The following is a 23,693-nucleotide window of genomic DNA, read 5'->3' as shown; positions in this document are numbered from 1 at the left end:
CATGAAAGCAATGACAATAGGCCTGATTGGAAACCCTAATTCGGGTAAAACCACCCTTTTCAACCAACTTACAGGTTCACGCCAGCGGGTGGGTAATTGGGCGGGTGTGACGGTTGAGCGTAAGGAAGGCCATTTCCTGACCGGCGAGCACAGGGTAAAACTGGTTGACCTGCCCGGCACTTATTCGCTGACGACTATCTCCAGTCAGACCTCGCTCGACGAGCAGATTGCCTGCCACTACATATTAAGCAACGACGCCGACCTGCTTATAAACGTTATCGACGCCTCCAGTCTTGAAAGAAATCTTTATCTGACGCTACAAATCCTCGATCTAGGTATTCCCTGTATCGTGGCGCTCAACATGCTCGATATCGCCGAAAAACAAAACATCACTATCGATATCAAGATGCTCTCTGCACGCCTCGGTTGCCCTGTCGTCCCTCTGGTTTCAACCCGCACCGACGGAATCGCGGATTTAACAGCCGCGATAGACGGCTTCCCACAGGCGCTCCCACTCCAGCGCGTCAATTATCCTCCGGCGCTGATGCATGCCATCGTTAATTTGGCCGAAGCCATGCCTGTCGATCTGCCGCATCAAAGACGTGACTGGCTCGCGGTACAGATGCTCGAAGGCGATATCTACAGCGCGACGCACGCCGGTGATGCCAACACGCGACTGCCTGAGGTGCGGGAAACTCTCGTCGAGGCCAATGTTGCTGACCCCGCGCTGGCGATTGCCGAAGCACGCTACATCTCCATAAATGCGATAGGTGCCGCCGCCAGTAACGCGCATCTGAGCTCGCCTCATAGGCTGACGCAGGCATTGGACAAAATCATCCTCAATCGCTTTCTCGGCGTGCCCCTCTTTTTGCTGGTGATGTACCTGATGTTCGTACTGGCCATCAACATCGGCGGCGCGCTGAAGCCGCTGTTTGAAATAGGTTCAGCGACGATATTTGTCGACGGCATTCAGTGGATAGGCTATTCACTGCATTTTCCGGTCTGGCTCACGCTGTTTCTGGCGCAGGGCATTGGCGGTGGAATAAGCACCGTGATGCCGCTCATTCCACAAATTGGCATGATGTATCTGTTTCTTTCCTTTCTCGAAGACTCGGGATACATGGCCCGCGCGGCATTCGTTATGGACCGACTGATGCAGTCGCTCGGTCTGCCAGGCAAATCTTTTGTGCCGCTGATTGTCGGTTTCGGCTGTAACGTTCCGTCGATTATGGGCGCACGCACCCTCGACGCCCCGCGTGAGCGCCTGATGACCGTGATGATGGCACCGTTTATGTCTTGCGGCGCAAGGCTCGCCATCTTTGCCGTGTTTTCTGCTACCTTCTTTGGGCAACACGGTGCTTCGGCGATCTTTTCTCTTTATCTGCTCGGAATCACCGTCGCCGTCATGACCGGTCTGGTCATGAAGCATACCCTTATGCGCGGCGAGGCTTCGCCGTTCATCATGGAGCTGCCCGTTTACCACATTCCTCAGTTGAAAAGTTTGCTGAAACAAACCTGGCAGCGCCTAAAAGGCTTCATCCTTCGTGCGGGTGGCGTTATCGTCATTGCCTGCGTATTTATTGGTGCACTAAACAGTTTCTCACTGAGCGGCAGGGCGGCCGACGGCCTTAACGACTCGGCGCTGGCAAGCGTCAGCAAGGTCCTGACGCCGGTGCTATCGCCTATAGGCGTGCATCCTGACAACTGGCAGGCCACGGTCGGCCTGGTCACAGGCGCGCTCGCCAAAGAGGTAGTTGTCGGTACCTTAAACACGCTGTATACCGCCGACAGAATGAAGTCAGAACCCTTTGATGCCAACAGCTATGACCCTGCAAGCGCGCTGCGCAATGCCGTGCGTGAAACCGGGCAGAGTCTGGTCGATACCTTTAGCCTGAGCGTACTGGCGAACCCTATCGAGGCCAGCAAAGGTGACAGTGAAATGGCCGCCAGCGCGATGGGCGTAATGAGCGCCAAATTCGGCTCCGCCATCTCGGCCTACAGCTATTTAATTTTCGTGCTGCTCTATGTGCCCTGTGTCTCGGTGATGGGCGCCATCGCCCGTGAAACCAGCCGCAGCTGGATGGCGTTCTCCATTCTCTGGGGACTTAACGTTGCCTACTCACTGGCAACGCTGTTTTATCAGGCGGCAACCCTCCCCGAGCACCCTCTTCAAAGCCTGACCATTATTGGCGCAGTGATCGTCGTTAATGGTTTTATTCTTATCGGATTACGCCGTTCAAAAAGCCGGGTTTCGAACAGGGTGACAGACATCATCGCAGTGAGTAAACCGCGGGTATCAAGTGGCTGTAAAGGGTGTTCAGAAGGGAAAAAATGCGGAATATCTTAAAAAAACTCATGACATTCAGGCGTTGAAATCAGCATCAGAGTTAGGTTTATGACATGAGGGTAAAGCAAACAGCTACCCTCATGTCGATGAGGTGACGGTTATTTAAACACTTCTGCCGTCGCACTGATTTTATTATCAGTGTCAGCAGAGATGACAACAAAATATTTACCGCCCTTCTCATCGGCCAGTTTAGAAATAGCCTTTTTCGCATCCATTGGCGCCGTCTGCTCATTATCAATAGATACGGTGCCCAGACTGGTGTAGTTATTTTTCTGCGCATCTTCTCGGGTGATTTCCTTGGCCGCCATCGCGCCGGCAGAGAAAGTACCCACTAACAGAGCAGCAACAACCATTTTCTTGTAATTCATGACATTACCTCTTTTATTAGGTGAATTATTTTTAAAAGCAGTCAAGATAACGCACGCCAGACCCTCTGCGTCGGCAGTGAACTTCCCGCCCAAATACCGCAAACTCTCCCAGAGACACAGACGCCGATAAAGCGCATACAGTCGCGTTTCATCAACCGTCCGGCGTTACCTTATTGAGTATTAATCACCGTGAGAAATTATCCATAAAAGAGGTCACGACCCGCCACTTAACCTTTATTTTGTGAAGTGGCGCATTGTTTTAGAGTATGAAATTGAAACGTTACATCAGATGATTTTCGTCAAGAAAATCCGTAACTAATGCACTGAAGGCATCAGGATGTGACACAAAAGGCGCATGCGAGGCTTTTTCAACGATGGCGGAACGCGAATCTGGCCATCGGGCGTCCAGCAGAGGCACAATTTTACGCGGCACTAAACCGTCCAATGCCCCGTAAATACGCAGGAACGGCATCTCAAGTGACGCTAGCGCTAAACGCAGGTCCTCCTGGTTGAGAATATCCAACCCTCCTGCCAAAACCTCAACCGGAGGAATGGGCAAGTTCAGCACCATCGACTTCAACAGTTTGGCGTCCTGACGTGCGCTTTCACTGCCTAGCGTTTGCAGGGCCAGAAAACGTTCTACCGTGCGCTGAAAGTCTTCGCTCAGCTGCTGCTGAAAGCCATGAAGCACCTCATGACGAATGCCCGGCCACTGCTCGTCATCGCGTGCGGCAAAGCACGGTGAGGAAGAAACGGTAATCAATGCGTCAACTCGCTCTGGGGCTGTTAACGCAGCCTGACTCGCCACCAGCCCGCCAAGCGACCACCCCATCCACACCGCTTTTTTTGGTGCCTGTGCCAGCACGACCTCGGTCATTTCCGCCAGCGAAAGCGCACCGAAATCTTGACTACGGCCATAACCGGGTAAGTCCACCAGATGCAGGCGAAAATGCGGTGCCCATCGCTCAGCGATGTAACGCCACACTTCGGCGTTCAGTCCCCATCCGTGAAGCAGCACAATATCGCGCGATCCTTCACCTAAAGTCTGCCAATAGAGACGATTCATACTGTAGTGTCCATGTCTGTTGTTCGAAAATTAGCGCCGACCTGCGAGAGGCAGCTCGGCGATTTCATCAGGGATGATTTCATTATCATGGTCATGATAGCGAGTATGTTAACCATTGCCAGCCGCTGTTGGCTATGCCAGCAGCCGCTGCATATTGCCCGACATGGCCTATGCAACCTGTGTATCAGGCACTTCCCGCCCCTCCCTCTTTGCTGCCCACGCTGTGGATTACCGAGCGGCAGCGCGCTTCAATCCTGCGGCCGCTGCCTGATTAAGCCACCCGCGTGGCAGTCGCTAATTTTTGCTGGTGTCTATCTGCCGCCGCTCAGCACACTGCTGTTGCGTCTGAAATTTTCCTCTACTCCTGAGTTGGCCGAACCGCTGGCGAGGCTGCTGCTATTGCGCTGGCTGGAGCGCTGGCGAGACGGCAACGTTGTCAGGCCGAACACCATCCTCAGCGTGCCTCTGCATTTACACCGTCATCGGCAACGTGGCTACAATCAGGCAGAACTGCTGGCCCGCCCTCTTGCCCGCTGGCTCGGCTGTGAATATCTGCCCTATGCGCTTGAAAGGTGTCGCGCTACGCCTCCCCAGCAACAGCTTTCGGAAACTGAAAGGAAACTTAACCTAAAGCGCGCTTTCTGCTGCAAACAGGACCTGGAGGGAAAGCATATCGCGCTAATAGATGACGTGGTGACAACCGGTAGCACAATTAGCGAAGTCAGTAAGATACTGAATAAAAACAATATTGCCTCATTACAGGTTTGGTGCATTTGCCGCACCTTGTAGTCAGTCTGTTAAAGGGCGTATTATGACCAATTAGAGTAGTCAACTATTGAGCCAATGCTATGATCATTATTACCGATGCTGCCCAAGAGCACTTTGCCAAACTTTTGGCAAACCAGGAAGAAGGCACCCAGATCCGCGTATTCGTGATTAACCCAGGTACGCCTACTGCCGAATGCGGTGTTTCTTACTGCCCACCCGATGCCGTGGAATCCACGGATACCGAGCTAAAATTTGAAAGGCTGTCAGCCTTCGTTGATGAGCTTAGCGCACCTTATCTGCAAGAAGCAGAAATCGACTTCGTGACCGATCAGCTCGGCTCTCAGCTGACCCTGAAGGCACCTAACGCCAAAATGCGCAAGGTTTCAGACGATGCCCCTCTGATGGAACGCGTTGAATATCTCCTGCAGGCGCAGGTTAACCCGCAGCTGGCAAGCCACGGTGGCCGCGTGTCACTGATGGAAATTACCGAAGACGGTATCGCCGTTCTGCAATTCGGCGGCGGCTGTAACGGCTGTTCAATGATTGACGTGACGCTGAAAGACGGTATCGAGAAAGAACTGTTGCAGGCCTTCCCTGAGCTTAAAGGGGTTCGCGACCTGACCGAGCACCAGCGCGGCGAGCACTCTTTCTACTAAGTCATCTTGCTGCAAAACACCGTGCCTCCCGTTGGCACGGTGATTCATACCCTTCTGCGCCGCTTGTCCACATCCTTCAGCAGTAAATTAATCCTTTCATCAGCAAACATCTCCTCGAGCGACATCGTGAGCTTTCTGCGCCAATTCGGGTATTCGGAACTGGTTCCGGGCACGTTGACCGGCGTATTCATATCCAGCCAGTCTTCAGGCTGTAGCCCGAGCAAAGCACTCGCGCTTTCGGCCACGTAGCGCTGTAGCCCGCGATTCAACGCCGGACTCATCGGCATGCGTTCAGCGTGGGTTCCCAAACTTTTTGGTACACAGTGATGACGATGCAGAGCATCGAGCAACGCCTGTCGCGTTAGTGCTCGCTCGCGCCGCAGATGCGCCAGCACTGCCTCATCGGGATAAATGCCCAGCTTCTCGCCCAGGCTTAAATCGTCGTCCTGCCAATAGCCGCGCAGCGTCGGCAAGTCGTGGGTGGTGATAGTCGCCATCGCCTGTACCACATAGTCTTCAGGCGCACGGTAGTGTAAGTCTTTATCGTGCTCAAAATAGAGCACCTTGTAGGAATAGACCCCGCTGTCACGCAGGCTAGCGACTATCTCCTTGGGCACCGTGCCCAGATCTTCACCGATCACCATGCACTGGTGGCGCTGGCTTTCTAACGCCAGCACGCCAAGAAGATCGCGCAGCGGATAGCTAACGTAGGCACCAAATCCAGCGTGCTCGTCTTTTGGGATCCACCACAGCCGAAGCAGCCCCATCACGTGGTCGATACGCAGCGCACCGCAGTCGCCCATATTGCTGCGCAGCAGATCGATGAAGGGCTGGTAGGCTCTGGCACGCATCACGTGAGGGTCAAGCGGCGGTAATCCCCAGTTCTGCCCCTGCGGCCCAAGGATATCCGGTGGAGCACCGACTGTCGCGCCCATGCAATAAAGAGAACGATTACACCAGGTTTCGGCACCGCCTTCGGCCACCCCTACCGCTAAATCACGATAAAGGCCGATCGGCATCTCGAGCGCGAGGCTGGCCTCATAGCATGAGGCAAACTGCACGTGCGCCAGCCATTGCAACCAGAGATAAAACTCCACCTCATCGTAATAATGTTCAACAAATTCATGTACCCCGGGGTGATGAGGATCGCGATAAGGCTTCGGCCATACCGGCCATCCCCACTGTCCTTCTGCCGTCTGATTGAGGTGCACGTGCAGGGCGTCAAACACCGCTTGCTGCTTCAGGCTCTCTCCGCCCAGCAGGACGAAAGCGCGGAAATCACGCTTTCGCTGGCTGGCCTCGGGAATACTCCGGAACGTCTGCCACGCCAGTTCGAGCGCGGTGATTTTCAGCCGCATGACCTCGACGTAATCGACATAGTCAACGCTGCGCACCTGTTTTAGCGCATCACGGGTGGCGGTACACTGCCACCAGCTTTGGGCGCTCTCAGACTGCTGGAACTCCTCGACCGCGTTAACGTCAACGTAGACTACGTTGAGCCAGCGGCGAGAAGACGGGCTGTAAGGGCTGGCGCTGAGAGGATTCGCCGGGTAAAGCGCGTGGATCGGGTTGAGGCCCACAAAGGCTCCGCCACGCTGCCCCAATTGCTCAACCATCTGTTTCAGATCGCCAAAATCGCCTACTCCCCAGTTATTTTCAGAACGCAGGGTGTAAAGTTGCACGCAGGCGCCCCAAAGCTTCTCACCGCTTTTCAACGCCTCAGGCTCGTAGCAACGCTCCGGCGCAACAATAATCCGACACCCCCACTGCTCCTCTCCCCACTTCAAGGTGAGGTGGTGATAGCCGGTCATGTAGTCGTCGCCCAGCTCCAGAGACTCGCCAAAAATGCCGGTCCCTTCTGAGATATCGCCGTTTTCCAGCGTCAGTTGCCACCGATACTGACCTTCCCCGCGCGGGGAAAGATCGACCGGCTCACCAACGATAAACACTTTCACGTGAGAAAGGGGGCCGACGTCAGGCTCCTGCTCGTCGCGCCCCATCGCTTCTAACAATGCCTGCTTGGTCTCTGCAGAGACGGATTGCACCTCGTCAACCATATTGATAAAGCTGTCCAGAATACCAGCCCGTTTTGCTGCCAGTTCGAGTTGCTCGCCCCGCATGCTTGCTCCTTAACGTTTAGCCTGCCAAATGCGCTGCTGGTAATCGCGAATCGACCGGTCTGAACTGAACATCCCGACCCGCGCGGTGTTAAGCACCGTGCGTTTTGTCCATTCATCGCGGTCGCGGTAAAGCTTGTCGACCTTGTCCTGAGCCTCGCAGTATTCAGCGAAGTCCGCCAGCACCAGATAGGGATCGCCGCCGTCGAGCAGGCTATGCAGCAGAGGTTCGAAGGCTTTTTTGTCGCCGTTGCTGTAGAAACCGCTCGCCAGCTCATCAAGAATAGCTTTGAGTCCTTTGTCCTTTTTAAGCCACGTTTTCGGCTTGTAGCCTTTTTTCACCAGCGCCTTCACTTCATCGACCGTGTTACCGAAGATGAAGATATTTTCGTCGCCTACCTGCTCGGCGATTTCAACGTTAGCGCCATCCAGCGTGCCGACGGTCAATGCGCCATTCAGCGCCAACTTCATATTACCGGTGCCCGAAGCCTCTTTACCGGCAGTCGAAATCTGCTCTGAGACGTCCGCAGCGGGGATCATGACCTCGGCCACGGAAACCCGATAATCCGGAATGAACACCACCTTGATACGGTCAGCCACCAGGGGATCGTTATTGATCTTCTCGGCGACCTGATTGATCGCATAAATAATATTTTTCGCCAGATAGTAGCCTGGGGCTGCCTTGGCGCCGAACAAGAACACGCGGGGCACAATGTCGAGCTTCGGATTGGCGCGAATCTGGTGATAAAGATGAATGATGTGCAGTAGATTCAGGTGCTGGCGTTTGTATTCGTGCAGGCGTTTAATTTGCACGTCGAAGATGGCCTCTGGATTAAGCTCAATCCCGACATGATGTTTAACGTACTCAGCCAGACGCACCTTATTATCGTACTTGATCTGTCGATAGCGTTTGCAGAATTTCTTGTCCTTGACGCTGGCTTCAAGCCCTTTCAACGCGTCTAAGTCCGTGACCCATTCAGTTTTCAGCGTCTCGTCAATCAGCGCTGAAAGTTCGGGATTACACTGCTTGAGCCAGCGTCTTGGGGTAATACCGTTGGTGACGTTGTGGAATTTCTCCGGCCACAGCTGGTGATATTCCGGGAACAGGTCTTTCACCACCAGATCCGAGTGAAGTGCCGCCACGCCGTTGACCGCGAAACCGGCCACCACGCAGAGGTTTGCCATACGGACCTGTTTATCGTAATGCACGGCCAGTTTGGCCCATACTGCCTCGTCTCCCGGCCAGTGTTGGTCGACTAGTTTCTTAAAGTTGGCATTTATCTGTTTGATAATCGCAAAGTGGCGCGGCAACAGGCTGCGTACCAGCCTTTCATCCCAGGTTTCCAGCGCCTCAGGCATTAACGTATGGTTGGTGTAGGCGAAGGTGCGGCTGGTGATGTGCCAGGCGTCGTTCCAGCTCATCTGGTGTTCATCGATAAGCACGCGCAGCATTTCCGGGATGCCAATGGTCGGATGGGTATCGTTGAGCTGAATGACCTCGTAATCCGGCAGTTCGTGGATATTACGGCCCAGGAAATGATGGCGGCGTAAAATATCGGCGACCGAACAGGCACACTGAAAGTACTGCTGCATCAGCCTGAGGCGTTTACCTTCCTCATGGTTATCGTTAGGATACAGCACCTTAGTCAGCTTGGCAGCGTCAATCCCCTGCTGTTCTGCCTGCAGGAATTTGCCGTCATTGAATTTTTCGAGATCGAACGGGTGAACGTGGGTCGCTTCCCAGAGGCGCAGTGGTTGAGTCACGCCATTTTTATAGCCGATGACCGGCAGGTCCCAGGCTTCGCCGCGCAGGTTAAAACCAGGCTTCCAGTAAGACTTTCCGCCTTCCCCTTTCACTATCTTGCCGCCCACGCCGACGTCAACCGCAAGCGCGCTATTGTGGCGGAACCAAGGATAATCATTGCGATGCCAGTCGTCCGGCGCTTCATGCTGTTTTCCTTCGACGAAGCTCTGGCGAAACAGGCCGTACTGGTAATTCAGGCCATAACCAATCGCCGGTTGGCCGACGGAGGCCATAGAGTCGAGATAACAGGCGGCAAGTCGCCCCAACCCGCCATTGCCTAAAGCAGGATCCACCTCTTCTTCGAGCAGATTGGTCAGATTAATATCATATTGTTCGAGCGCTTTTGCGACCTGATCGTACCAACCCAGGTTAATCAGATTATTGCCAGTCAGGCGGCCGACCAGAAACTCCATCGAGATGTAGTTCACGTGGCGCTTAACCTTATTGCTGCCTTTACCGCTGTCGGGTCGCGGCGGCAGTTGCTCTGCTACGGCGGCGCTCACGGCGTGCCACCACTGGTGCTGGGTCATATCCTGGGCTGAAGTGAGTCCGAAAGCTTGCCACTGGCGAGTCAAAGCCGCCAAAAAACTGTCCTGCTTGAAAGTCGGTTTTGGCATAGGGGAATCTCTTTCCTTTACGACGAGGGAGGTAATGTGATCTCTGACACTTATATGTATAAACCCTATACGAGAAATTTGCTCATAGGTTAATCAGCTAAAACTCCTGACAGCATCATGAGTTAAGGAAATTTGAGTGGCTATTTGTCTGAGATTTTCATAATTTTTCGCATCAGCACGGGCGATTTAGCGAAAGCCCGCACATTCTGTCTGGTCTTGCCGGACAAAGAATTGGTTACAATAGGACTGAATATTTCTTAATAGACGCATCCCGTCATGACGAGGCAAAAAGCAGCATGGAACAGTTTGAAGCAATCAGCGTTGAGCAGGCCCATAACCGCCTGAAAGAAGGGGGTGCAGTGATGGTTGATATCCGTGACATTCAGAGCTTTAACAACGCCCACGCACCCGGCGCTTTCCATTTAAGTAACGAAAGCATCGGCGCATTTATGCAGCAAACTGAATCCACCACGCCGGTGATGGTGATGTGCTATCACGGCATCAGCAGCCGCAGTGCCGCACAATATCTGCTGACCCAGGGATTTGATTCGGTATATAGCGTCGATGGTGGCTTTGAAGCCTGGTCGAAAACCTTCCCTCAGGACGTTGAGGTATAAGGTTTTTCTCGCGGAGGAGCGACGCTGAATGGGCCGCTCCTCTCACCCCCCACGCGCTGTGGCAAAAGGGCTTCTCTGCTAGGTCTTTATTTCTGCATCGTGACCTGAATCGGTTTTTTCACGAATAGGCCGTAGCTCAACGCGCCCAACGTCAGTAGCCCCGCGCCAAGGAAGAACACGTTAGTGAACTGCCCCGTGGCGTCGAGGATGACGCCGGTAACAATCGGTGCACAGGCGGCCCCAAGAAATCCTCCAAAATTCTGGATAGCCCCCATCGAAGCCACCTGCTCTTTTGGCGCGATGTCGGAGGCCAGCGTCCAGATAACGCCCTGTGGCAGCTGTGAGAAGAAATAACCCACCGACAGCAGCCCAATACTCAGCGCGGTGCTGTGCACGAACGGAACCGGCGCAACGAAGCAGGCAGCCATGGCGGCACCGACGACAATGGGCACTTTACGTGCCGTAATGGTATTCACACCGCGACGAATTAATCGGTCTGAGATAGAGCCGCCGCACAGCACGCCCAAAATCCCCGCAAAGAACGGAATTGCCGCCAGCCAGCCGGTCTGTTTCAGGCTAAAGCCCAGTGATTTCTCGAGATAGCCCGGCAGCCAGGTCAGATAAACCCAGATGGTAAACATGATAGAGAAGTTGCCGATCACCATGAACCAGGTGGTTTTATGTTTGAACAACGCCGCCCAGCTCGCCCTGTTGTTGCCGTTAGCCTCAACGACCGACGGCTGCACTCGTTGAGCGTTGGCGTGGATCGACTGCTCTTCACGCTCGGAAGGGTTTCGATAAAACTTCAGCCACACCAGCAGCAGCGGAATGCCCGCCAGGCCGATGGCGATAAACATACCGCGCCAGCCGAGAGTCAGCAGCAGCACGGTGAGAATCGGTGGTGCTACGGCGTTTGCAATCTGCGAACCGGTGTTAATGATCGAGGTCGGCAGCGCACGCTCTTTATCCGAGAACCAGCGGTGGGTTATCTTGATGCCAGAGGTAAAGAACGGCGACTCGGAAATGCCCAGCAGCACGCGCAGCGTATAAAACATCGAATAACCGTTCACAAAACCGGCCATCACTGTAAAGGTCGACCACAGGCCGACGCCCCACGAGAACATTTTTTTCGGTCCGAAACGGTCGACCAACCATCCCGCAGGCAAGTTTGCCAGCGCGTAAGGCCACAGGAAGGCCGACAGCAGCAGGCCCATTTCAGTCTGACTAAAACCAAACTCCCTGGCGATGGTCGTATTGGCAATACTGAGATTGGCACGGTCGAGATAATTAATGACCGCCGCGATAAGCAGAATAAAAATAATACCCCAGCGCAAGCGTGAAACAGCCGGAGCCGCCTTTTTTACCAGAGGTACATTGAGGGAAGAGGTGACGTCTTTCATAATTTTAATTATCCACTAGGGGTTATTCATAAATAAGCCATCGTCAAACAGGCTCAGGTGAATTTTAATCACGGCTTTACGAATAAAAGACTCGCTATAGGTATGACAACACGGGCGATGTAAATCTTGCGGAAAGAAAACAGCAAACATGCCAGGCACTAAACGAATCAGCGATTCATTATTCGTTTCCTGATAAAACACAATATCGTGATTCTCGGCACGGTCTTCGACCACCTGATGCTGTGCCGCACCGCGCGCCACGCCGATGGTTTCTTCGCCCTGCAAGAGAAACTGGATATCGACAAACTTAAAGTGTGACTCAGCTCGCATTTCATTCGCGGGAACGGTATTCATTTCCTGTAAAAGACAAAACATCTTTCCCGGAATAATGTCTATTTTCCCTGGCGTCAGCGTTGAAAAATCGGTTTGAGTAATAAATTCGATACCTTTATTAATAATCGGATGGAGAGCAAACTTTTCACGCTCCCAATCACGCAGGCAACATACGATCATGTTGAATAATCCTTTTATATTTTTTATTCCGAAAGTCGAGGCACAGAATGGCGATAAAAATTAATTCGCCTGATGCCACTTTCAGTCTGGGATATTCAAAAAGCGGATGAGGTCGAGACTCATCCACACGTTATCGCGGCTTAAACGGCCGCGATTTTTTTCTGCCACAGCGCGGTGCCGGTGCTTATCTGGTCCAGCAACACGGTGAGTCCCCAGAATTTTTCCAGCACGTTGTCTTTGTTTACCCGACAGAACTCGCTATCAAAGGTGCCCAGACGCTGATGATAAATTTTGGCGTTTTTCGGGTAACCCAGCGTTTCTGTCACCGCTCCTAACGACAGGAAAATCGCCAGCTCTTCGGCCAGTTTCGGATGCGCAGCGGCCTTGTGATACAGCCAGCCGTAAAGTTCCGGGTGGAAGTTGGTGAACACGCCGCTAAAGCCCTTCGAACCCGCCAGCATCGCCGGATAGGCGATCGCCGCATTGGCATTGATAATATTCAGTGGCGTCTGTGCCACCAGTTTCACGCGACGGGTCACGGTAGACAAATCGCAGCTCACGTCTTTAAGCACCACAAAACGCCCCGTGTTGGCGCAGTACGTCAGCTCTTCGTCGGTCAGCAGGCGGCGATACGGCGCCGGACACTCATACAGCCCCAGCGGCATGGATTCGGGTAACGCACTCAGCAACTGGTCGAGCGTGGCAAAGAAGGTCTCACTGCCCTGATTCTTCGGATCCAGGTGATTGGTCACCAGCACCAGCGCGTCCGCACCGGTTTTCGCCATCGCGGTCAGCTCGTTAATCTGCTGTTCGATATCGTCACTGATATGGCCCGAAGCAATCACCGGAATACGCCCTGCCACCTTATCGACCACAAATTTGGCCAGCGCCACGCGCTCGTCGAGGGTCAAGAACTGCATTTCGCTCGACTGACACACGGCAAACAGCGCGTCGACACCCTTCTCGAGATACCAGTCGATCAGGCGGCTGAGGCACGGATAATCAATCTGGTTGTCTGCGCTGAAAGGCGTCAACATCACCGGCACAATGCCCTCAATACTTTTACTCATCACTACTCCTCACAGTGCCCGCAGGCATCAGACGTAATCGATTACGCGGACGCTAAAAAAGTTATTTAAGGCAGCGACCGCCACAGGAAACTCAACAGTGAACGCAGCATTTAACGCTGCGCCAGGCGCGCTAAAACTTGCGCGTTATCAGGCATGTTCGATGCACCTTCACGCTCGACCGCCAGTGAGGCAAACGCGGCCGCATAGGTTGCCGCCTGCACCAGACTCTGCCCGTTGGCTAGGCTTGAGGCCAACGCGCCGTTAAAGGCATCGCCTGCACCGGTCGTGTCGACGCTCAGCGCCGGAAAAGCCGGGATATGCTGGAACTGATGGCCGTCGAGCAACAGGGCCCCGCGTGACCCCATAGTGATGATCACCCGCTGTGCACCCTGACTCACAATCCGCTGCGCCGCCTCTTTGGCACTCGCCAGATCCTGCACGTCGATACCTGAAAGCTGCGAGGCTTCGGTCTCGTTGGGCGTGATAACATCAACGTATTCGAGGCACTCAAGCGCATGGCTGGAAGAGGGGGCAGGGTTGAGTATTACCGTTACTCCCAGCGCTTTCGCCAGCTTCATCGCGCTCAGCGTGGCGGCAAAGTTATTCTCGAGCTGCACCAGCAGCACGTCGGAATCTTCGAGTTCAGGCGCAATAGCCACCACCTCGTCTTCGCTAATGGTTTTATTGGCACCGGAATAGATGGCAATCATGTTCTCGCCATTCTCCTGCGAGACATAAATAATGGCGTTGCCAGTCGGTTCTGTTTCCGATTGATAGAGCGTAAAAGAGTGGATTTCTGAAGAGGTCAGGTGCTCATAGGCAAATTGACTGAACTGGTCTTTACCCACCTTGGAAACGAAATGCACCTTGGCACCCGCACGGCTGGCCGCCGTTGCCTGGTTCGCTCCTTTACCCCCCGGTCCAAGCGTACTGCCTAACGCCAGCAGGGATTCTCCGCCCTTCGGAAAACGTTCAACCTTTGCGACAATATCGACGTTGAACGACCCCAGAATGCAGACCTTACCTTTCATGTCCTTTCCTTTATGTTGCTGCACGGCCTGCTTTCTTTTCTGAATTTGCAGGCGTTTAAGCAACACTTCGAAGTTGCCACCGGTGTCGGTAATCAGCTTTGACTGCAAACTCCGGCGAATCACCATTGCCCCACCGTGGCAGCGCTGCACCAGCCTTTCCTCAGCCAATGCGTTGAGATCGCTACGAATGGTTTCACGGGTCACCGAAAATAATGACGCCAGGACCTCAACCTTTACCCGCTCGTATTTATCCAGATAATCCAGAATTTGCTGCCGACGCTCTTCAAGAAACATAGTCATCCACCTTTTCTATTCTCAGAATAAATGCGCTCGGCCAATTAAAGAGTGATGCTGCTCATAGGTTGATTGGCAAAACGGAAGCAAACAAAAATTGCAGTTTATGATGTTGCGTCAGACACATTGCGCCGAATTTCTCTGGCATACAGCGAGGGAAGCTAACGTTATAATCGATAGCTCGAAGACCTGGCTCACCGCAGGTCATTGCCAGGAAGCAAGATAATAAATCTTTAAATCAGATAATTACGGGACCAGCAGAACACTATGATAAGAATTATCAGCCTGTCTAACCCCCGCATTGCGCAGGCGTTTGTCGACTACATGGCAACACTTGGGGTCCAGCTGCAGGTGAAACATGATGGACAGGAAGTCCAACTCTGGCTGGAGGATGAGTCACAGTTGGAAAAGGTCGAGCCTGAGCTCAACCTTTTTCTGAAAGATCCGCTGCATGCACGCTATCAGGCGGCCAGCTGGCACACTGGCAGCACCCAGGCCAATCTGCAATACGAACGTTACTCCTACTGGCAGCGGATCCGCAGCCAGGCGGGTCCGCTGACGATGACCGTGATGGTTATTTGTATTTTGGTCTATATCCTTCAGCAAATTTACGGCGACCAGACGGTGATGGAGTGGCTGGCATGGCCCGCCGACCGAAGCCAATATAGTGAACTGTGGCGCTGGTTCACCCCGGCATTCCTGCACTTTTCCATCCTGCACATCCTGTTTAACCTGATGTGGTGGTGGTATCTCGGCGGGCCGGTTGAAAAACGCCTCGGCAGCGGCAAACTGTTTACTATCGCGCTCATCTCCGCGCTGTTAAGCGGTTGGGGACAGTCCCTGTTCAGCGGCATCTATTTTGGTGGCCTCTCCGGCGTAGTTTATGCATTGATGGGCTACGTCTGGCTGACCGGCGAGCTAAAACCTGAACGTCAGCTCTCTCTGCCGCGCGGATTAATGGTGTTCGCTATTGCCTGGCTGGCGCTGGGATACTTTAATGTGATGGGTCTGGCGATTGCCAATGCAGCCCATGTATTCGGTCTGGCCGTGGGACTTATTATGGCCTTTTGCGATACGCGTACGCCGCGTAAGAAAAGCAGTTAGGGGATTTCGGTGAAACAAACACAACGTCATGACGCCATCGTCGAGTTGGTCCGCCAGCAGAGCTATGTCAGTACTGAGGAGCTGGTGGAGCATTTTGCCGTCAGCCCGCAAACTATTCGTCGCGATCTCAATGATTTAGCCGAGCAGAACAAGATTCATCGCCATCACGGTGGGGCGGCGCTGCCGTCCAGTTCGGTGAATGCTGCCTATAACGACCGCAAGATCATGTGGTCAGATCAAAAGGCACGTATTGCCGCGCGCGCGGCGAGCCATATTCCCGACGGGTCTACGCTGTTCATCGACATCGGCACCACGCCGGAGGCCGTTGCCCACGCGCTGATTAACCATCGTGACCTGCGCATCGTGACCAACAACCTCAATGTTGCCACCCTGCTGACGCCGAAAGAGGACTTCCGTATTCTGTTGGCCGGCGGTGAAGTACGCAGCCGTGACGGCGGTATCATGGGCGAGGCCACGCTCGACTTTATCTCCCAGTTCCGCCTCGACTACGGCATTTTAGGCATCAGCGGCATCGACATGGACGGTTCATTGCTCGAGTTCGACTACCATGAAGCGCGAATCAAGCGCGCAATCATCGAGAATTCGCGCAATGTGATGTTGGTTACCGACCATTCCAAATTTGGCCGCAACGCCATGGTCAACCTCGGTAACATGAGCCTTATCGACTCGATGTTTACCGACCAAAGACCGCCAGAAAGCGTAATGGCGCTGATTAACAAGTACGAAGTCCACCTCGAACTCTGCTAATACCCCGCCGGGCGATGCCTGCTTATTGCCCGGCAACCTCTCCCCACCTTCTTTCTATTTCGACCTTCGTTTTCCCTGCATCCCTGCCCAACCCTCCTCCCAAAACGCGCAATAACGAAAAATGAGGATAAAAAGTCATCTTCTCGTCATCCTTACCCGGTTAAATCGGGGTGAAAATGTTACCTCCATCACGCATGAATGTTTTTATTTGGTTAACTCTTGGCTTGTTTGTTGGTTATCGATTACAATCATGAGCGAAAACGAGCATTAAAGAGCTATTACGAACATCTGGAGGAAGATGACGTGGAAACCAAAGACTTGATCGTAATCGGTGGCGGTATTAACGGTACCGGTATCGCTGCGGATGCAGCTGGCCGTGGGCTATCCGTTCTGCTGCTTGAAGCGCAAGACTTGGCCTGCGCGACCTCTTCGGCCAGTACTAAATTGATCCACGGTGGCCTGCGCTATCTGGAACACTACGAATTTCGTCTGGTGAGCGAAGCCTTGGCCGAACGTGAAGTCCTGCTGAAGCTGGCCCCACACATTGCGTTCCCGATGCGCTTCCGCCTGCCTCACCAGCCGCACCTGCGTCCGGCCTGGATGATCCGCATCGGTCTGTTCATGTATGACCATCTTGGCAAACGTACCAGCCTGCCGGGCAGTAAAGGGTTAAAATTTGGCCAGAATTCGGTGCTGAAGCCCGAAATCACGCGCGGATTCGAATATTCAGACTGTTGGGTTGACGACGCCCGTCTGGTGGTACTCAACGCACAGGAAGTGGAAGAGCGCGGCGGCGAAGTTCGTACCCGCACTCGCGTTACGCGGGCATGGCGAGAAAACGGCCTGTGGATGGTTGAAGCACAAGAGATAGACAGCGGTAAAACCTTTACCTTCCGCGCCAAAGGCCTGGTTAACGCTGCCGGTCCGTGGGTGAAAACCTTCTTTGATAATGGGTTGAAGCTGAAATCACCTTACGGTATTCGTTTAATCAAAGGCAGCCACATCGTGGTGCCGCGCGTTCATAACGAGCCGCAGTCTTATATTTTGCAAAACGAAGACAATCGTATCGCCTTCGTGATCCCGTGGATGGACGAATTCTCGATCATCGGCACCACCGACGTTGAATATAAGGGCGACCCTAAAAACGTCAAAATCGATGATAGCGAGATCGACTATCTGCTGAAAATCTACAACGAATATTTCAAGAAACAGCTGACGCGTGAAGACATCGTCTGGACTTATTCCGGCGTGCGCCCACTGTGCGATGACGAGTCAGATTCAGCGCAAAAGATCACCCGCGATTACACGCTAGATGTGCACGACGAACAGGGTCAAGCGCCGCTGCTGTCTATCTTCGGCGGCAAACTGACCACCTATCGCAAGCTCGCCGAGCACGCGATGGAGAAACTGTCGAAGTACTATCCTGATGCCGGTCCAGCGTGGACCAAAAATGGCCTGCTGCCGGGTGGTAAGATTGGTGAAAGCCGAGAGAGCTACGAGGCAGAACTGCGTCGTCGCCACAGCTGGTTGCCAGAATCTTTGGCACGCCGTTATACCCACACTTACGGCAGCCAGACTGAGCTGATACTCGCTGGCGCGACAGCTCTGGACTCGCTGGGCGAAAACTTCGGGCATGATTTTTACGAAGCGGAGCTGCGTTATCTGGTCGAGAAAGAGTGGGTCGTCGAGCTCGATGATGCCATCTGGCGTCGCACCAAGCTCGGTATGTGGCTGACAGTACCTCAGCAGGCGCGCGTCGCCGAGTGGTTAAAAGAACACCGTCAGGCGCGTAAAGGGTTGTCTCTGGCTTCTTAAGCCTTTATCAAACATCCTCGTCCCCCGCTTTTCAGCGGGGGACATTTTATCCCCTCAAAGCTTGACCGGTTTGATATTCCAAATCTTCTCAGCGTATTCGCTAATCGTCCTGTCCGAAGAGAAATACCCCATATTGGCAATGTTAAGCAGCGCGCGACGTGACCATTCGTCCTGCTGTTTGTACAGTTCATCGACCTTATCCTGCGTATCGACATAGCTGCGATAGTCTGCCAGCAGCTGATAGTGGTCACCGAGGTTGACCAGGCTATCAAACAGGTTGTGATAGCGTTTCGGGTCACCCGGGCTAAACGTACCGGTCGCAATCTGGGTTAGTACCTTGTGCAGCTCGGCATCGTTCTCATAGTATTCATGCGGGTTATAGCCGTTGTTACGCAGCGCCTCGACCTCCGGCGTCGTGTTGCCAAAGATAAAGATATTCTCCTCACCCACGTGTTCCAGCATCTCGACGTTTGCCCCGTCCAGCGTGCCGATGGTCAATGCACCGTTGAGCGCAAATTTCATGTTACTGGTGCCGGAGGCCTCGGTCCCCGCCAGCGAGATCTGCTCGGAAAGATCCGCTGCGGGAATGATCATCTGCGCCAGACTGACGCTATAGTTGGGAATAAACACCACCTTCAATTTGTGATGCGCCCGAGGATCGTTGTTGATAACCGTGGCGACGTCATTAATCAGGTGGATTATCTGCTTCGCGGCATAGTAGGCCGACGCAGCTTTACCGGCAAAAATCACCGTGCGCGGTACCACGTTCGCATCGGGATCGTCGATAATGCGGTTATAGCGGGTTATCACGTGCAGTACGTTTAGCAACTGGCGTTTGTACTCGTGAATACGCTTGATCTGCACGTCAAACAGACTGTGCGGATCGATAACCACCTCGAGCTTTTCACCGACGTAAGCCGCCAGCCGCTTTTTGTTTTCATACTTGGCTTTTTGCAGAGCCTTGAGGAAGCTAGGATAGTCGATGTCCTGCTTCAGCTCGGCCAACTGGCTGAGATCGGTACGCCAGGTGTGACCAATCGCATCGTCGAGCAGCGCCGACAGCGGTTTGTTGGCCAGCCCCAGCCAGCGACGCGGCGTCACGCCGTTGGTCATGTTGCAGAATCTACCGGGGTAAATTTTCGCGAAGTCGGCAAACAGCGACTGCACCATCAGGTCCGAGTGCAGCGCAGACACGCCGTTGACCTTATGGCTGGCAATCACCGCCAGCCACGCCATACGCACCCGGCGGCCGTTGGTTTCGTCGATAATCGAAACCCGGCTTTTCATGGCATTGTCGCCGGGCAACAGTTCTTCGACGTAGTTAAGAAAGTGTTCGTTAATCTCAAAGATTATTTGCAGATGACGCGGCAGAATTTTGCCGAGCATGTCCACCGGCCAGGTTTCCAGCGCTTCGCTCATCAGCGTATGGTTGGTGTAGGAGAAGACGCGACTCACTGTCTCCCACGCAGAAAGCCAACTTTTTTTATGTTCATCAATCAGCAGGCGCATTAGTTCGGGAATAGACAGCACCGGGTGGGTGTCATTCAAGTGGATAGAGATTTTATCCGCAAGATTGTCGAAGGTTTTGTGGGTGCTGTAATGGCGATTGAGGATATCCTGCACCGTCGCCGAGACCAGGAAATACTCCTGGCGCAGACGCAGTTCGCGGCCCGAATAGGTCGAGTCGTCGGGATACAGTACCCGCGACACGTTTTCAGAATGGTTTTTATCTTCCACCGCCGCGAAATAGTCGCCCTGATTAAACTTACCGAGGTTGATTTCGTTACTCGCCTGCGCGCCCCAGAGCCTGAGCGTGTTGGTGGCATCCGTATCGAAACCGGGGATGACCTGATCGTAAGCGACCGCAACAACCTCTTCGGTTTCGAGCCAGCGGGTCTTCGAGCCTTCGTGCTGCAAACGTCCGCCGAAGCGCACTTTGTAGCGGGTATTGTAGCGCTGAAACTCCCACGGATTGCCGTATTCAAGCCAGTAGTCCGGCGACTCTCTCTGCTCGCCGTCGACGATGTTCTGGGTAAACATGCCATATTCATAGCGGATGCCGTAACCCCGTCCCGGCAGGGCCAGCGTAGCCAGTGAGTCAAGGAAACAGGCCGCCAGTCGCCCCAGACCGCCGTTGCCTAAACCGGGGTCATTTTCTTCACCAATCAACTCCTCGAGATCCAGCCCCATCTCGTCAAGCGCCTGCTTGATGTCGTCGTAAATGCCCATCGAAAGCAGCGCGTTCGACAGGGTGCGACCAATGAGAAACTCCATCGACAGATAGTAGACTTGCCGCACGTCCTGCGACAGCTGTGCGCGGTTGGCGCGCAACCAGCGTTCGACCATACGATCGCGCACCGCGAACAGCGTGGCGTTCAGCCAGTCGTGCTGGTTGGCAACGGAGGGATCTTTACCAAGAATAAACATCAATTTATAGGCGATGGAATGCTTTAGCGCATCAACGCTGACGGTAGGTGAGGTGTAGTTAATCGGTGAAGTCATAGCATTTCGTCCCCAATCTGGTGAGTGGTTCAAAGCCGTTGATACAGATTCTGATATGCCTGTGCAGCCACTTTCCAACCAAAATCAATGCCCATCGCGTGGTGCTGCACGTGTCGCCAATGCTTGGGGCGACTCCAGAGCACAAACGCACGTCGAATGGCGTTACTCAACGATTTACCGGTACTTTCCTCAAAAACAAATCCGCTGGCCGTGCCATCGGCCAGGTTTTCCAACGCACAGTCGACCACCGTGTCCGCAAGTCCGCCGGTGCGCCTGACCAACGGCAGCGTGCCGTACTTCAATCCATAGAGCTGCGTCAGTCCGCAAGGCTCAAAACGGCTTGGGACCATAATGACATCAGCACCGGCAATAATGCGGTGCGAGAAGGCTTCGTGATAACCGAGCTGAACGCCGACCTGCCCGGGATGTTCGGCTGCGGCGGCCAGAAAAGCCTGTTGCAGCACGGCATCACCGGCACCCAGCACCGCGAGCTGACCGCCCTGCTCAAGCAGGTCTGGCAGGCCTTCGAGCACCAGGTCCAACCCTTTCTGATTAGTCAGTCGGCTCACCACGGCAAACACCAGACGCGAATCGTCTACGTCCAGCCCCATCGCCCGCTGTAGGTAAGCCTTATTGACGGCCTTAGCGCGGAGGTCCTCCGCACTGTAGCGCGCAGAGAGCAGGACGTCGGTCCTGGGTTCCCAAATCGCCTCATCTACACCGTTGAGAATGCCGGTCAGTTTACCTTCGCTCTGCCGCTCTAGCAGCAGCGCCTCCATGCCATAGCCGAACGCAGGCTGGGTTATTTCTTTGGCATAGGTTGGGCTGACGGTGGTCACGTGATCGGAATAAAATAGCCCGGCCTTGAGGAAGGAAATTTGGCCGTAGAATTCGAGGCCGTGCATCTGGAAGAACTCGGGTGGGATCTGTAGCTCCTGCAAATGCTGGGCAAAGAACAATCCCTGAAACGCCAGATTATGCACGGTGAAAACGGTCTTCGCCGGACGCCCGCGCGCGACGATATAGGCCGATGTCAGGCCAGCATGCCAGTCGTGGGAATGCACCACCTCCGGCTTCCAGTTAGGGTCAAAACCGCACGCCAGCTCGCACGCCATCCAGCTCAGCAGCCCGAAACGCAGATGATTATCGACGTAGGCGTTTGAGGCCTGATCGTGATATGGACTGCCGGGGCGGTCATATAATTTTGGTGTATCAATAAGATAGATGCCCACGCCCTGATACAGGGCATAGCGCAGCTCAACGTGTCCGGCAAACGTGTCCAGCGAGCCTACCAGATGAGTTTCCCCGATGCCTTTTTTGACATCGGGGAAAGCAGGAATCAAAACGCGAACATCATCTCCCTCGGCAATTTGCGCGGCGGGGAGCGCACCGGCGACGTCTGCCAGGCCGCCGGTTTTTAACAGAGGAAACAGCTCGGAACAAACATGTAAAACCTGCATTCTCGCTCCTGAATTTTCATCGCGCCAAACACGTCGAATTGCGCGAACCGAAATAAGTTAAAAATTCGATCTCTTCGGCAGGCTTTATAACTTCGCCAACATGCTGCGCGTTACCAGCACTATCCCGCTTTCCGATCGATAAAAACGTTTGCTGTCTTCCTCTGCATTTTCCCCGATGACCATGCCTTCCGGGATGTGGCAGGCTCTGTCTATTACGCAACGGCGCAGGCGGCAGGACCGGCCAATATTGACATCAGGTAATAGAATGCTTGAGTCGATATTGCAAAATGAATTAATGCGTACACGTGGAAAAAGCACCGAATGCACCACGACCGAACCCGACACAATACAGCCACCCGAGACCAGTGAGTTCATGGTCATGCCGTGACTGCCGGACCTGTCCTGCACAAATTTAGCGGGCGGCAGCGGCTCCATGTGGGTACGAATCGGCCAGTTGGTGTCGTACATGTCTAACTCCGGCGTCACCGATGCCAGGTCCAGATTCGCGCGCCAGTAGGCATCTATGGTGCCGACATCGCGCCAGTATGGCGGCAACTCATTGTTCGAAGTCACGCACGACAAACCGAACGGATGCGCCCACGCCACGCCCTGACGGGTAATCTTAGGAATCAGATCTTTCCCGAAATCGTGGCTGGACTCTTCGCTGGCCATGTCCTCTTCCAATAGCTGGAACAAATAGTCCGCATTGAAAATATAGACGCCCATGCTGGCCATTGCCTTATCGGGTTGACCAGGAATCGACGGCGGATCCTTCGGCTTCTCAATAAATGACTTGATCTGGTAGTCCGGGCCGATGTCCATGACGCCGAACTCGCTGGCCTCCGCCAACGGCACCTCGAGGCAGGCCACGGTGCATTGCCCGCCCTTCTCGACGTGGTCGATCAGCATGCGGGAGTAGTCCATTTTGTAAATATGATCCCCGGCAAGAATCACCACATACTCGGCACGATAACGCCGAATTATGTCCAAATTTTGATAGACCGCATCGGCGGTTCCCTTATACCAATGCTCGGTGCTCTGACGCTGCTGCGCCGGAAGCAGGTCAACGAATTCATTCATCTCTTCATTAAGGAACGACCAGCCGCGCTGAATGTGCTGCACTAACGTGTGCGACTGATACTGCGTGATCACGCCGATCCGCCGGATCCCAGAGTTGAGACAGTTCGATAATGCGAAATCGATAATGCGAAACTTACCGCCGAAATGAACTGCGGGTTTAGCACGAGTGGCGGTCAGATCTTTTAAACGCGATCCTCTGCCCCCGGCCAGGATCAGCGCTACCGACTTGAGAGGTAATTGCCTCGCCAACATCATGCGGTCATTGAATTCTAATGTAGCCATAGCTGAATCCTTCC

At 53.9% G+C, this 23,693-nt stretch carries 18 protein-coding genes; 7 read left to right on the top strand and 11 right to left on the bottom strand.

From position 1 onward, the window contains the following. Position 1 precedes the first annotated feature (1 nt). Positions 2 to 2,347: a Fe(2+) transporter permease subunit FeoB gene (gene feoB, locus O1V65_RS19865; protein ID WP_269129966.1), complete on the top strand. Its 2,346-nt coding sequence runs from the start codon at positions 2 to 4 to the stop codon at positions 2,345 to 2,347. A 98-nt stretch (positions 2,348 to 2,445) separates the two neighbouring features. On the opposite strand, the gene O1V65_RS19860 is transcribed toward feoB, so the two are convergent. Continuing rightward, positions 2,446 to 2,715 (bottom strand): YdgH/BhsA/McbA-like domain containing protein, encoded by a 270-nt coding sequence (locus O1V65_RS19860; RefSeq protein WP_017492309.1) that lies wholly within the window; start codon positions 2,713 to 2,715, stop codon positions 2,446 to 2,448. A 280-nt stretch (positions 2,716 to 2,995) separates the two neighbouring features. Beyond that, a complete protein-coding gene (gene bioH / locus O1V65_RS19855; RefSeq protein WP_017492308.1) occupies positions 2,996 to 3,781 on the bottom strand; it encodes a pimeloyl-ACP methyl ester esterase BioH in 786 nt (261 codons plus the stop codon). Positions 3,782 to 3,886: 105 nt separating this feature from the next. Between bioH and gntX the strand changes: the two genes are divergently transcribed. Both gntX and nfuA read left to right on the top strand, forming a co-directional pair. Then, positions 3,887 to 4,570 (top strand): DNA utilization protein GntX, encoded by a 684-nt coding sequence (gntX, locus tag O1V65_RS19850; RefSeq protein ID WP_017492307.1) that lies wholly within the window; start codon positions 3,887 to 3,889, stop codon positions 4,568 to 4,570. 59 nt (positions 4,571 to 4,629) lie between these two features. Continuing rightward, positions 4,630 to 5,205, top strand: coding sequence for a Fe-S biogenesis protein NfuA (gene nfuA, locus O1V65_RS19845; RefSeq protein ID WP_017492306.1), 576 nt, complete (start codon positions 4,630 to 4,632; stop codon positions 5,203 to 5,205). A 44-nt stretch (positions 5,206 to 5,249) separates the two neighbouring features. Here nfuA and malQ read toward each other — a convergent pair whose 3' ends face one another. Beyond that, positions 5,250 to 7,325 carry a 4-alpha-glucanotransferase gene (malQ, locus tag O1V65_RS19840; RefSeq protein WP_084912583.1) on the bottom strand — a complete coding sequence of 692 codons (2,076 nt, stop codon included), beginning with the start codon at positions 7,323 to 7,325 and terminating at the stop codon, positions 5,250 to 5,252. 9 nt (positions 7,326 to 7,334) lie between these two features. Then, the gene (gene malP / locus O1V65_RS19835; protein WP_269129965.1) at positions 7,335 to 9,743 is read right to left on the bottom strand and encodes a maltodextrin phosphorylase; all 2,409 of its coding nucleotides are present in this window, start codon (positions 9,741 to 9,743) and stop codon (positions 7,335 to 7,337) included. A 296-nt stretch (positions 9,744 to 10,039) separates the two neighbouring features. Here malP and glpE point away from each other — a divergent pair, with 296 nt between their 5' ends. Then, the gene (glpE, locus tag O1V65_RS19830) at positions 10,040 to 10,360 is read left to right on the top strand and encodes a thiosulfate sulfurtransferase GlpE (protein WP_017493072.1); all 321 of its coding nucleotides are present in this window, start codon (positions 10,040 to 10,042) and stop codon (positions 10,358 to 10,360) included. A gap of 86 nt (positions 10,361 to 10,446) precedes the next feature. Here glpE and O1V65_RS19825 read toward each other — a convergent pair whose 3' ends face one another. The 4 genes from O1V65_RS19825 to rbsK form a co-directional block, all read right to left on the bottom strand. Further along, positions 10,447 to 11,760, bottom strand: a complete 1,314-nt coding sequence (locus O1V65_RS19825) for an MFS transporter (protein WP_017493071.1) — start codon at positions 11,758 to 11,760, stop codon at positions 10,447 to 10,449. A 15-nt stretch (positions 11,761 to 11,775) separates the two neighbouring features. Further along, entirely contained in the window at positions 11,776 to 12,273 is a 498-nt protein-coding gene (locus O1V65_RS19820; RefSeq protein WP_227953608.1) for a NanQ anomerase/TabA/YiaL family protein, read from the bottom strand. Between the two features lie 140 nt (positions 12,274 to 12,413). After that, positions 12,414 to 13,343 carry a dihydrodipicolinate synthase family protein gene (locus O1V65_RS19815; protein WP_269129964.1) on the bottom strand — a complete coding sequence of 310 codons (930 nt, stop codon included), beginning with the start codon at positions 13,341 to 13,343 and terminating at the stop codon, positions 12,414 to 12,416. Positions 13,344 to 13,453: 110 nt separating this feature from the next. Then, positions 13,454 to 14,668 (bottom strand): ribokinase, encoded by a 1,215-nt coding sequence (gene rbsK, locus O1V65_RS19810; protein ID WP_017493068.1) that lies wholly within the window; start codon positions 14,666 to 14,668, stop codon positions 13,454 to 13,456. A 267-nt stretch (positions 14,669 to 14,935) separates the two neighbouring features. Here rbsK and glpG point away from each other — a divergent pair, with 267 nt between their 5' ends. The 3 genes from glpG to glpD all read left to right on the top strand — a co-directional run bounded on the left by glpG (position 14,936) and on the right by glpD (position 18,355). Further along, positions 14,936 to 15,772: a rhomboid family intramembrane serine protease GlpG gene (gene glpG, locus O1V65_RS19805; protein ID WP_017493067.1), complete on the top strand. Its 837-nt coding sequence runs from the start codon at positions 14,936 to 14,938 to the stop codon at positions 15,770 to 15,772. 9 nt (positions 15,773 to 15,781) lie between these two features. After that, entirely contained in the window at positions 15,782 to 16,540 is a 759-nt protein-coding gene (locus tag O1V65_RS19800) for a DeoR/GlpR family transcriptional regulator (RefSeq protein ID WP_017493066.1), read from the top strand. 303 nt (positions 16,541 to 16,843) lie between these two features. Then, positions 16,844 to 18,355 (top strand): glycerol-3-phosphate dehydrogenase, encoded by a 1,512-nt coding sequence (glpD, locus tag O1V65_RS19795; RefSeq protein ID WP_084912579.1) that lies wholly within the window; start codon positions 16,844 to 16,846, stop codon positions 18,353 to 18,355. A gap of 54 nt (positions 18,356 to 18,409) precedes the next feature. Here the strand turns inward: glpD and glgP are convergent, their stop codons facing one another. From glgP to glgC, 3 genes are all read right to left on the bottom strand, one after another. After that, a complete protein-coding gene (gene glgP, locus O1V65_RS19790) occupies positions 18,410 to 20,857 on the bottom strand; it encodes a glycogen phosphorylase (protein ID WP_084912578.1) in 2,448 nt (815 codons plus the stop codon). Positions 20,858 to 20,886: 29 nt separating this feature from the next. After that, a complete protein-coding gene (gene glgA / locus O1V65_RS19785) occupies positions 20,887 to 22,317 on the bottom strand; it encodes a glycogen synthase GlgA (protein ID WP_017493064.1) in 1,431 nt (476 codons plus the stop codon). A gap of 84 nt (positions 22,318 to 22,401) precedes the next feature. Continuing rightward, positions 22,402 to 23,679, bottom strand: a complete 1,278-nt coding sequence (gene glgC / locus O1V65_RS19780) for a glucose-1-phosphate adenylyltransferase (protein WP_017493063.1) — start codon at positions 23,677 to 23,679, stop codon at positions 22,402 to 22,404. Positions 23,680 to 23,693: the final 14 nt, after the last annotated feature.

This window comes from Rouxiella badensis, from assembly GCF_026967515.2.
Lineage (GTDB): Bacteria > Pseudomonadota > Gammaproteobacteria > Enterobacterales > Enterobacteriaceae > Rouxiella > Rouxiella badensis.
This window is presented reverse-complemented; position numbering and strand designations above follow the sequence as displayed.